The sequence below is a fragment of the Arthrobacter sp. P1_A5 genome (assembly GCF_056406825.1).
The window spans coordinates 1-10,763 of record NZ_JBFTZL010000128.1 but is presented as its reverse complement, the minus strand read 5'-3'; the positions used below and the strand labels follow the sequence as shown (position 1 = coordinate 10,763).

Sequence of the window (10,763 nt, the reverse complement as noted above, 5' to 3'; positions counted from 1 at the left end):
GGGCCGGCCCGGCGCCGCGGCCGCCCCCGCCGCCATCCGGGCCGCGCTCGGCCCGCTCGCGTTCCACCTGACGCGCGCCGTACACGACGCCGGCGACGTCACCGTGGCCGGGGACGCGCTCGAGACAGGACAGGCACGCGCCGGGCTCGCGATCACCAGTCTGCTCGACGCCGGCGGGCTTCCCGTGGTGCTCGGCGGCGGGCACGAGACCGCCTTTGCCAGCTATCTCGGCGTGGCCGGGTCGGCGGCCGTGCGCGAGGGCCTGAGCGTCGGCGTGCTGAACCTCGATGCCCACTTCGACCTCCGCGATGAGCCGGTGCCCAGCTCCGGCACGCCGTTCCTCCAGATGGCCCGCGCCGAAGCAGCCGCCGGCCGCGAACTGCGCTACGCCGTCGTCGGGATTTCCGAGCCGAACAACACCCGTACGCTGTTCCGGACGGCAGACGAGCTCGGCGTGGACTACCTGCTGGACGAGGACTGCTCGGCGGACGCCGCGCACGCGTTTGTGGCAGCCTTCCTGGCACAGGTGGACGCGGTGTACCTGACCATCGACCTGGACGTGCTGCCGGCCTCCGCGGCCCCCGGGGTGAGCGCTCCCGCGGCCTTTGGTGTGCCGCTGCCGGTGATCAGCGCCGTGTGCCGCCAGGTGGCCGCGAGCGGGAAGCTCCTGCATCTGGATATCGCCGAGCTGAACCCGGAGTTCGACATCGACGGCCGCACCGCCAAAGTGGCCGCCCGGCTGGTCAATACGCTGCTGGGATAGGCGGGGCGGCGGGAACGGTCAGCCGCCGCCTCAGATAGGCGTTTTCGGCGCCTTGCCCTCGTCGCCATGTTGCTGCACAGCCTTCCGTTCGCGTAGCCGGTCCAGCCGGTTCATGACGGGAGCCGTTGTCGCCCCATGCAACACGATGGACATCCCCACCACCAGGCCGATGAACGCCCACAATTCCTCGGCCTGGGCTCCAAAGTCGCCCTTGCTGAGCGCGTATGCGAGATAGTAGAGCGAGCCGATGCCGCGGATGCCGAAAAAGGCGATGGCGATCCGTTCCCGCGGGCCGGTCTTACCCCGGGCGAGGCCGGTCCAGCCGGCCAGCGGACGGACGAGCAGCAGGAACGCCAGCGCCACCAGAACCTCCGGCCAGCCAATGCCGGCCAGCAGGCCTCGTGCAATCGCGCCGCCCAGCAGCACCAGGATGACCACCGTCATGAGACGTTCGAGCTGCTCCACATAGGCGTGCATGACACGGTGAAACCCATGCGTGCGTTCAGCGGCCCGAATGGTCACGGCGCATACAAAGACGGCGATGAACCCGTAGCCTTCCAGCATTTCCGTCACCCCGTAAGCGAGGAACGTCGCCGCCAGCGCCACGAAGCCCTCCGAGTGGTTGGACAGCCGGATGCTGTCGCGGGCGGAGAAGAACAGCTGGCTCAACGCTTTCCCGGCCAGCCAGCCGACGAGTAGCCCCATGCCGATCCGCCACAGGACATCGGTGAGGAACCAGGGCCAAAACCACTCGGACGGCGCCGACCCGGACAGGCTGATGGCGATGGCCAGGTAGACAAACGGAAAGGCCAGCCCGTCATTCAGGCCTGCCTCGGAGGTGAGGCCGAAACGGATCTCGTCTTCGCCACGCTCGGTTTCGTGCTCGTCGTCGGCAGGCTCGCCCACCTGCACTTCAGAGGCCAGCACCGGGTCGGTTGGGGCGAGCGCGGCTGCGACCAGCAGTGCCGCGCCGAGCCCCAGCCCCAGCGCCCAGAGCCCCAGCAGGGTCAGTGCAACAATGCAGACCGGCATGGCGATCCCCAGCATCCGCCAGGTGGTGGACCATTCGCGTCGTCCCACGGGACGGTCGAGTGCGAGGCCCGCGCCCATCAGGGAAATGATGACGCAGACTTCCGTCACGTGGGTGGTGAACTCCCCATATTGCAGGGGATCTGGGGCCGGCAGGCCGGGGATGAATGTGAAGGCGAGTATGCCGGCGGCCAGGAAGACCATCGGCATGGACAGCGGCGCGTTTCGCAGCAGCTTGGGCAGGAGTGCGGCGGCGAAAACGGCCATGCCTGCCGCGGCAAAAACGATGCTGGGAGCCTCAAACACTGCGTGGTCCTCCTGCCCGGGCCCGGATGCCCGGGGGATGAGTCGGGGCCCCGTCCCTGTGGAACGGCGCCCCTCACCCAACGATACGCGTGAACGCGTAAAACCCGGCCAGCCTAGCTGCGGCGGACCTGCACGCCGTCGGACTGCAGGAAAAGCTGCGTTTCGGACGGCCCCTCGGGGACCAGCCAGAGCACATTCCCGCTTACCGAGACCTCTTCGACCTCACCGGCCGCAATGACCTGTGCGTGCTTGACAATTTCGACGCGTTCGCCGACCCGGAGGCCGCTCCAGTCGGAAACCGTAGCTGCGGATGCAAGGCGCCTGGACAGTACCGTGCCGCGTGCTTTCATAGAACTTTTACCCCTTTGTATGTGTTCTTTGCCACAACTTCGTTGGTGTGGACTCTCCATTTGTACTACAGTTCCCGGGCCCCCGCCGTCCGTGTCGCCAAAGATTTCGGGGGCGCCGGGAATTGTTCAGCTGCCCTGCATTTTGTTTCTTCTCAGGCGAGATTTCCGACGGCGGATTCGGCCGCCGCCCGGACCTTGCCCGAGGCCACGAGGACATCCGCCGCTTCGAGCTCCGGTGACAGGAACCTGTCGGTGCCCGGACCGTCGACGACGTCGCGCAGCGCGGCGATCACGGCCGCGCCCGCAGGTCCCGGCGTGAGTTCGCCGCCGGAGAGCTGGGTGCGGATGTCCAGCGCCCGGGCCGACGTCACCAGTTCGATCGCCAGGACCCGGCGCAGGTTCTCCACCGCGCGGCGGAGCTTGCGGGCCGCGTGCCAGCCCATGGAGACGTGGTCCTCCTGCATCGCCGAGCTCGGGATCGAGTCCACCGACGCCGGGACGGCCAGCCGCTTGTTGTCCGAAACCAGGCCGGCCTGCGTGTACTGGGCGATCATGAGGCCGGAGTCGACGCCGGGGTCCGAGGCCAGGAAGGCGGGCAGCCCGTGCGAGCGGGCCGGGTCCAGCATCCGGTCGGTCCGGCGCTCGGCGATGGAGCTCAGGTCCGCGACGGCGATCGCCAGGAAGTCCAGCACGTAGGCCACCGGGGCGCCGTGGAAGTTGCCGTTGGAGCTGACCCGGCCGTCGGGCAGGACCACCGGGTTGTCGATCGCGGCGGCCAGTTCGCGGGAGGCGACCAGAGCGGCATGGTCCACGGTGTCGCGGACGGCGCCGGCCACCTGGGGTGCGCAGCGCAGCGAGTAGGCGTCCTGGACCTTCGTGTCGTTGATCCGGTGCGAGGCCACGATCGGGGAGTTGGACAGCACACGGAGCATGTTGTCCGCGGCGGCGGCCTGGCCCGGGTGCGGGCGCAGCGCCGCGTGCAGCTCCGGCAGGAACACCTGGTCGGTGCCGAGCAGCGCCTCGACGCTGAGGGCGGCGGTGATGTCCGCCGTCGTAAGCAGCTGGCGGATGTCCGCGATGGCCATCAGCAGCATGCCGAGCATGCCCTCGGTGCCGTTGACGAGGGCCAGGCCCTCCTTTTCGGCCAGCGTGACCGGTTCGATGCCGTGCGCGGCGAGGAGCTCGGCGACCGGGCGGGCATCCTTGCTCCCGTACAGCGTGCCGTCGGGGCCGGTCGCCTCGCCTTCGCCCATCAGGACCAGGGCGCAGTGGGACAGCGGCGCGAGGTCGCCCGAGCAGCCGAGGGAGCCGAATTCGCGGACCACCGGGGTGATGCCGGCGTTGAGCACGTCCACCATGGTCTGCAGCACCACCGGGCGGACGCCGGTGCGGCCGGAGGCCAGGGTCTTGGCGCGCAGGAACATGATGCCGCGGACCACTTCGCGTTCCACGGCCGGGCCCATGCCGGCGGCGTGGCTGCGGATCAGGGATTTCTGCAGCTGGGTGCGCAGCTCGTTGGGGATGTGCCGGTTGGCCAGCGCCCCGAAGCCGGTGGAGATCCCGTAGGCCGGGACCTCGCTGTGGGCGAGGTCGTCGATGTGGGCGCGGACGTTGGCGACGGCGTCCAGGGCGTCCTGGGCGATGGTGACGTGGACGTCGTGGCGGGCGACGGCGACGACGTCCTCGGGGGTGACACCGCTGGAGCCGAGGGTGACGGTGAGCGGTTCGTGGGTTGTAACAGTCATTGTGAAGTCCTACTTCTTTTCGTTCATGGGGATGCGGACGCCGCGTTCCTTGGCGACTTCGACGGCGCGGTCGTAGCCGGCGTCGGCGTGGCGGATGACGCCCATGCCGGGATCGTTGGTCAGGAGGCGCGCGAGCTTTTCCGCGGCGAGGTCGGTGCCGTCGGCAACGGAGACCTGGCCGGCGTGGATGGAGCGGCCGATGCCGACCCCGCCGCCGTGGTGGATGGAAACCCAGGTGGCGCCGGAGGCCGTGTTGAGAAGGGCGTTGAGCAGCGGCCAGTCGGCGATCGCGTCGGAGCCGTCGGCCATGGCCTCGGTCTCGCGGTATGGGGAGGCGACGGAGCCGGAGTCGAGGTGGTCGCGGCCGATCACGATGGGCGCCTTGACCTTGCCCTCCTTGACGAGCTGGTTGAACAGCAGGCCGGCCTTGGCGCGTTCGCCATAGCCGAGCCAGCAGATGCGGGCCGGCAGGCCTTCGAACTCGACCCGTTCGGCGGCGGCATCGAGCCAGCGGTGCAGGTGCTTGTTCTCGGGGAAGAGCTCTTTGATGGCCTTGTCTGTGACCGCGATGTCCTCGGGGTCACCGGAGAGGGCCACCCAGCGGAACGGGCCGAGGCCCTCGCAGAACAGCGGCCGGATGTAGGCCGGGACGAAGCCGGGGAATTCGAAGGCGCGGTTGTAGCCGCCCTTGCGGGCCTCGTCACGGATGGAGTTGCCGTAGTCGAAGACCTCGGCGCCGGCGTCCTGGAACTCGACCATCGCCTGGACGTGCTTGGCCATCGAGGCCTGGGCCTTCTTGGTGAAGCCTTCGGGATCGGCCGCGGCCTCGCTGTGCCATTCCTCGACCGTGATGCCCTCGGGCAGGTAGCTCAGGGGGTCGTGCGCGGAAGTCTGGTCAGTGACGATGTCGACGGTGAGCTCGCCGGCGTTGTGGCGGCGCAGGATCTCGGGGAAGACCTCGGCGGCGTTGCCGACGTAGCCCACGGACCAGCCGCGGCGCTCTTCCTTGGCCTTCAGGACCTTGGCGATCGCGGCGTCGAGATCAGTTTCGACCTCGTCGAGGTAGCGCTTCCCGGCCCGGCGGCGCAGGCGGGTCTCGTCGACGTCGACAATCAGGCAGGCGCCGTCGTTCAGGGTGACGGCGAGCGGCTGGGCGCCGCCCATGCCGCCGCAGCCGCCGGTGAGGGTCAGGGTGCCGGCGAGCGTGCCGTTCTCATCTCCGGTGAGCTTACGGGCGATCGCGGCGAAGGTCTCGAAGGTGCCCTGCAGGATGCCCTGCGTGCCGATATAGATCCAGGACCCGGCGGTCATCTGGCCGTACATCATCAGGCCCTCGGCCTCGAGCCGGCGGAACTCGGGCCAGTTCGCCCAGTCGCCGACGAGGTTGGAGTTGGCCAGCAGCACGCGCGGTGCCCATTCGTTGGTGCGGAAGACGCCGACCGGCTTGCCGGACTGGACCAGCAGGGTCTCGTCCTTTTCCATGGTTTCCAGGGTGCGGGTGATGGCGTCGAACGCGGCCCAGGACCGGACGGCGCGGCCGGTGCCGCCGTAGACCACCAGGTCATCGGGGCGCTCGGCGACCTCGGGGTCGAGGTTGTTCATGAGCATGCGCAGCGGGGCTTCCGTCTGCCAGCTCTTGGCGGTGAGCTCGGTGCCGCGGGCTGCTTTGACCGGGCGGGCACCGGTAGTGAAATCGGCGGGTGCCATGAGGGTCTCCTTTGTCGCTGGATATGTGGCCGGATGATGTCTGTTCGGACTGGTGTCCTGGTGTATCCGGAGGAATGAGGTTCTGTATCAACTAAAGCCCCTTCGCGGCCGCGGAAACAGGCCTGCCGGAGGGGTGCTGTCCGGGATTCCAGACCCTTCCCCTCCCCCGTTGCGCTGTCACTTCCGGTTGCTAAAAAGAGCGAATGGGAGCCCTAAGTGACAGCGCAACCGGGGGTGGGGTGGGGTGGGATGGGGCAACCGGTCAGGCGGGGCGGCCGTGGATCCGGACCGAGAGCTCGTTGGCGACCTTCTGGACCCGGGCGGCCAGGACCGGCCACTGATCCGCGGGCAGCTTGTCCTCCAGGAACGTCACGGCGACGGCGGCGGTGGGCCACCCTACGTGGTCGGTCACGGCGGCGGCGATCGAACCGAATCCGGGCGTGACCTCGCCGTGTTCGGTGGCGTAGCCGCGCTGGCGGACCTGGTCCAGATGCGAAGACAGCGCGGAGTACTTCATGATGGGCGATTCGGTTTCGTGGCGGGCCGTGAAGGCGGCAGCGTTCGGGTACAGCGCCCGCACCTGCGACTTCGGCAGCGCGGCGAGGATGGCCCGCCCGCTGGCCGTGAGATGGCTGGGCAGCCGGACGCCGACGTCGGTCACCAGGGACGGCCGGTTCTTGGCCCGCTCCTCCACGATGTAGAGCACGTCGCGGCCGTGCAGCACCGCCAGGTGCGCGCTTTCGCCGATCACGTCCACGAGCGAGGCGAGCATTGGCCGGCCCAGCCGGGACAGCGGCTCCTGCCGGGAATAGGCCGAGCTGAGCTCGAATGCGCTGATGCCCAGGCCGTAGCGCTGCTCCTCGTGCAGGTGCAGCACGAAGCCGTTCGCCTCCATCACGCCGAGCAGGTGGTAGACGCTGGAGCGCGGCAGTCCCAGCGCGGTGGCAATGTTCGACGCCGCCATCGGCCCGCGCCGGGAGGCCAGCAGCTTGAGGATGCGCAGCGTGTTCTCGGCGGCCGGCACCTTCGACGCCGCCTTGGTTCCGGCGGCCCGGTGGACGGCCTTGGGGGCGGCCGTGTCAGGCGCTGCGGACAACGTGGCGGCGGCGGAGCTCACTGCGGTGCTGGTGGGTGGCATTGATCCTCTTCACGGTCGGGCGGTGTCCGGTATCCCGTACTTAAGCATGCGCCCGGCGGCGGTCAACCGACAGCCTCCCACAGGAACGGCTGTCTGGAATGCCGGACAAGTGCCACGTTCCGATGGCGGGCCTTCCGCCCCTAGCCCGGACCGACGCCCGGTGTTCCGATGAACGTGGGCGCCGGCTTTCCGGTGCGTGCCCCGCCATCGGACCCCGCCATAGGAGCGAGCCCGTCGCCGGCTGAGCCCAGCCCGTAAGGTCCCGGAGGGAAAGGCACAGACGTGAATGCAGCGCTGTCGGGCAGGGTCGCCCTGGTTGCCGGGGCCACCCGGGGCGCGGGGCGCGGCACCGCCGTCGCACTCGGCGAGGCCGGAGCGGTGGTGTACTGCACCGGGCGCACCACCTCCGGCCACCGTTCCGACTACAACCGGGCCGAGACGATCGAGGAGACGTCCGCTCTCGTCGACGCCGCGGGCGGCACTGGAATCGCCGTCGAGGTCGATCACCGCCAGGCCGCCGAGGTGGAAGCCCTCGTGCAGCGGATCGACGCCGAGCAGGGCCGGCTGGACATCCTTGTCAACGACATCTGGGGCGGCGAGGACTTCATCGAATGGAACACTCCGCTCTGGGCCCACGATCTGAATGCCGGGCTGCAGATGCTCCGCCTCGGCCTGGACACCCACCTCATTACGAGCCACTTCGCGCTGCCGCTGCTCACCCGCCGCCCCGGCGGCCTGGTGGTGGAGATGACCGACGGCACGCGCGAGTACAACGCCGAGCACTACCGGGTCTCCGTGTTTTACGACCTCGTCAAGACCGCGGTGCTCCGCCTGGCGTTCAGCCAGGCGGAGGAGCTGAGATCCTCCGGCTGCGCGGCGGTGGCGCTGACGCCCGGCTGGATGCGTTCGGAGATGATGCTCGAACACTTTGGCGTCACCGAGGCAAACTGGCGGGAGGCCGCCGGGACGCAACCGCACTTCGCCGCGATCTCGGAAAGCCCCCTGTTCGTCGGGCGTGCGGTCGCAGCCCTGGCGGCGGACCCCAACGTGCTCGGCCGCACGGGCGGCTCGTATTCGTCCGGCGCGCTGGCCCGCGAGTACGGCTTCACCGACACCGACGGCTCGCAGCCGGACTGTTGGAGGTACCTCGTTGAGGTCCAGGAAGCAGGACTCGACGCCGATGCCGCCGGATACCGCTGACATCCGCCCCTTCCTGGTCACGGACAACCGGCGGCAGGACGGACTACGATCGGTTCATGAAGCACACGTGGGAAGCTTCCGCGGACGGCATCATGGCTCTTCCGTCCGGCCGGCTCGTTCGTGGCCGCGGCCTGCACTACCCCCTTCCGGCCGGGCCGTTTCCCGAGTTCGGCGTGTATTTGCTGGGCAAGCAGCCGCCACCCGTGGGGTGGGAGTCCCGATGGGTGCCCTGGCCCGACCTTCGGCTGCCTGTCGACCAGCCGGACGCCCTGGAGGCGTTCCGGGAGGCCTGGCGCCGGGCCGAGGCCGAACGGGTTGAAGTGGCCTGCTGGCGCGGGATCGGCAGGACCGGCACTGCGCTGGCCTGCATCGCGATCCTGGACGGAGTCCCGCCCGGCCAGGCTGTGTCCTACGTCCGCCGCCAGTACCGGCGCCGGACAGTGGAAACCCCGTGGCAGCGGCAGTACGTCGCCCGCTTCCCGGCCGGCACACCGTAGGCGGCGGCTAAGGCCTGACCGCTCCGGCTCAAATGGTGACGACGGCCTGCCCGCGGAGGTGTCCATCACGCAGGTCCCGGATTGCCGCCGGCGCGTCCGCCAGGGCGTAGCTCTTGCCGATGACCGGGGTCACCGCGCCCGCCTCGATGAGCCCGGTCAGGAACCGGAGGTCCTCCGCCCGCTCTGCGGCCATGACGCCCCTGAGCCGCTGGCCGACAAACACGGAGAGCAGCCCGGCGCCGAGCGAGCGTTGAAATCCGCCCGTCAGCCGCCCTCCGCCTTCCCCGCCGACGATCGCGAGCGTGCCCTTCGGCTTGAGCGCCCGCCGCAGGACGGTGAGCGGGCGGTTGCCGGCGGTGTCCACAATGAGGTCGAATTGCCGGGATCCGTCTGCGAAATCGTCATGTGTGTAGTCGATGACGTGGTCCGCGCCGATCGAGCGGACCAGATCGGTTTTCGCGGTGCTGCACACCCCCGTCACCTGCGCACCGAACGCCTTGGCGAGCTGCACCGCGTACGCGCCGACACCGCCGGCCGCGCCGATGACGAGGACCTCCTGCCCGGCCTGGATCCTGCCGGCGTTCCGGAGCGCCTGCAGGGCAGTGACGGCCGAGATCGGGACTGCGGCGGCCTGTTCGAAGCTGTGGTTTTTCGGCTTCAGCGCGAGCCGGCCTTCCTTTGCGCACGCGTATTCGGCGAAGGATCCCTCACAGGTGCCGTACACCTCATCCCCGGTCCGGAAGCCGACAATATTCCGGCCGACAGCCTCCACCCGGCCGGCCACGGCCCGGCCCCGGATGCGGGTCTTCGGTTTCCTGAGCCCGTAGCCGACCACGCGGGTCAGGTACGGAAGGCCCGTCATGAGGTGCCAGACACCTTGGTCGACACCGGCTGCCCGGACCCGGATCAGCACATCGTCGTCGCCGGGCACGGGGGCGTCGACCTCGCGCAGTTCCAGCACTTCAACGGAACCGTAAACATCCTGGACGATCGCTTTCATGGTGCTTCTCCTTCAAAGTCGGGGTATTGGAAGACGTCATCGAGGGGAACTTTGAGGACGTGGGCAATGTGGAACGCCAGCTCAAGCGACGGCGAGTACCGGCCCTGTTCGATCGCGATGACCGTCTGGCGGGTCACGCCGATACGGTCGGCGAGCTCCGCCTGGGTCAGCTCTCCGTTTTCGAAACGCAGGCGACGGATGGAGTTCGTGACCCGGGTCGGCTTCACCACGGCTGGAAGCCTTTGCGATAGGCGACCACCTTGGCCACGGATCCGAGGATCGCGGACAGGACGAAGGCCAGGTAGATGACGTTGGCGATCCAGAAGTGGTCGAGCTCGGCCATGGCCAGGAGGAGCGCCGCCACGGCCCCGACGACGAGGAAGGACTGGCCGATGTATTCGCCGAAGCGGTAGATCTCCTTGTCCCGCTGATCCTTCATGCCGGCGTCCTTGGCGGACAGGGCCCGGATCACCAGGTGAAGCACGATCGAAAGGCCGATCGAGGCGCCGACTGTCCACAGCAGCGGCGCCACATACGGCACTTCCGTGAGCGGCATGGTGCCGGCCAGGCCAAAAACGACGGCGAGGTACACGGCGTAGGTTGCGGCCGCGAGCACCCCCATGATCCAGGCGCTCTTTTCTTCAAATGACATCTGCCGCTCCAGCGCAACCAAGGCAATGTAAAACAAACCTGACATCCCAAAAGTAAAGAAAACCTGACAAGGTGTCAAGAGTTTTCGACTCGTCTGGGGTTTGAGTTCGACGGCGGCGTGCGCGGGCGCCGCTCATGCCCCGGCTCCGCACATGGTCCCCGCGCGGAGTTTCCCCACCTTTCCAATCACGACGCCGGGACGCGCCGCCTTCGCGGGACCACACGCCGTCGGGCGCTGCCATAGGTGGGGAATCCCGGCAGAGGGGGCGCCGCACAGTCTGAAATCAAAGACACGAAGTTCCCGTGAGACTCCTCACAGCAAGGCCGGACGTGGTCTGCTGGATGGCGATCCCCCTCCCAATGACGAGAAGGTATTC

The 10,763-nt window shown here is 68.7% G+C and carries 11 protein-coding genes; 3 read left to right on the top strand and 8 right to left on the bottom strand.

Annotation, left to right across the window (positions count from 1 at the left end; genetic code table 11):
* Positions 1-763: formimidoylglutamase (gene hutG, locus AC1D1S_RS15410; RefSeq protein WP_476994846.1), on the top strand; the 763-nt coding region annotated here is incomplete at its 5' end.
* A 30-nt stretch (positions 764-793) separates the two neighbouring features.
* On the opposite strand, the gene AC1D1S_RS15405 is transcribed toward hutG, so the two are convergent.
* The 5 genes from AC1D1S_RS15405 to AC1D1S_RS15385 form a co-directional block, all read right to left on the bottom strand.
* Positions 794-2,098: a cation:proton antiporter gene (locus AC1D1S_RS15405; protein ID WP_243181350.1), complete on the bottom strand. Its 1,305-nt coding sequence runs from the start codon at positions 2,096-2,098 to the stop codon at positions 794-796.
* A gap of 113 nt (positions 2,099-2,211) precedes the next feature.
* Positions 2,212-2,448, bottom strand: a complete 237-nt coding sequence (locus tag AC1D1S_RS15400; RefSeq protein ID WP_243181349.1) for a hypothetical protein — start codon at positions 2,446-2,448, stop codon at positions 2,212-2,214.
* 152 nt (positions 2,449-2,600) lie between these two features.
* The gene (gene hutH / locus AC1D1S_RS15395) at positions 2,601-4,193 is read right to left on the bottom strand and encodes a histidine ammonia-lyase (RefSeq protein ID WP_476994845.1); all 1,593 of its coding nucleotides are present in this window, start codon (positions 4,191-4,193) and stop codon (positions 2,601-2,603) included.
* Between the two features lie 9 nt (positions 4,194-4,202).
* Complete coding sequence (hutU, locus tag AC1D1S_RS15390; protein WP_243181347.1) at positions 4,203-5,900, bottom strand: urocanate hydratase; 1,698 nt, start codon at positions 5,898-5,900, stop codon at positions 4,203-4,205.
* Between the two features lie 262 nt (positions 5,901-6,162).
* On the bottom strand, positions 6,163-7,038 hold the full coding sequence (locus AC1D1S_RS15385) for an IclR family transcriptional regulator (RefSeq protein WP_243181346.1): 876 nt from the start codon (positions 7,036-7,038) through the stop codon (positions 6,163-6,165).
* Between the two features lie 282 nt (positions 7,039-7,320).
* Between AC1D1S_RS15385 and AC1D1S_RS15380 the strand changes: the two genes are divergently transcribed.
* Entirely contained in the window at positions 7,321-8,238 is a 918-nt protein-coding gene (locus tag AC1D1S_RS15380) for an SDR family oxidoreductase (protein ID WP_243181345.1), read from the top strand.
* 56 nt (positions 8,239-8,294) lie between these two features.
* Positions 8,295-8,735 (top strand): protein-tyrosine phosphatase family protein, encoded by a 441-nt coding sequence (locus AC1D1S_RS15375; RefSeq protein ID WP_028277136.1) that lies wholly within the window; start codon positions 8,295-8,297, stop codon positions 8,733-8,735.
* 28 nt (positions 8,736-8,763) lie between these two features.
* Here the strand turns inward: AC1D1S_RS15375 and AC1D1S_RS15370 are convergent, their stop codons facing one another.
* Genes AC1D1S_RS15370 through AC1D1S_RS15360 form a run of 3 tightly spaced genes read right to left on the bottom strand, consistent with a single transcriptional unit; the run spans position 8,764 to position 10,387 of the window.
* Complete coding sequence (locus AC1D1S_RS15370; protein WP_476994844.1) at positions 8,764-9,735, bottom strand: NAD(P)-dependent alcohol dehydrogenase; 972 nt, start codon at positions 9,733-9,735, stop codon at positions 8,764-8,766.
* On the bottom strand, positions 9,732-9,965 hold the full coding sequence (locus AC1D1S_RS15365; RefSeq protein ID WP_028277135.1) for a helix-turn-helix transcriptional regulator: 234 nt from the start codon (positions 9,963-9,965) through the stop codon (positions 9,732-9,734). Before AC1D1S_RS15365 ends, AC1D1S_RS15370 begins: the two co-directional genes overlap by 4 nt.
* A complete protein-coding gene (locus tag AC1D1S_RS15360; protein ID WP_243181343.1) occupies positions 9,959-10,387 on the bottom strand; it encodes a hypothetical protein in 429 nt (142 codons plus the stop codon). Before AC1D1S_RS15360 ends, AC1D1S_RS15365 begins: the two co-directional genes overlap by 7 nt.
* Between the last annotated feature and the right edge of the window lie 376 nt (positions 10,388-10,763).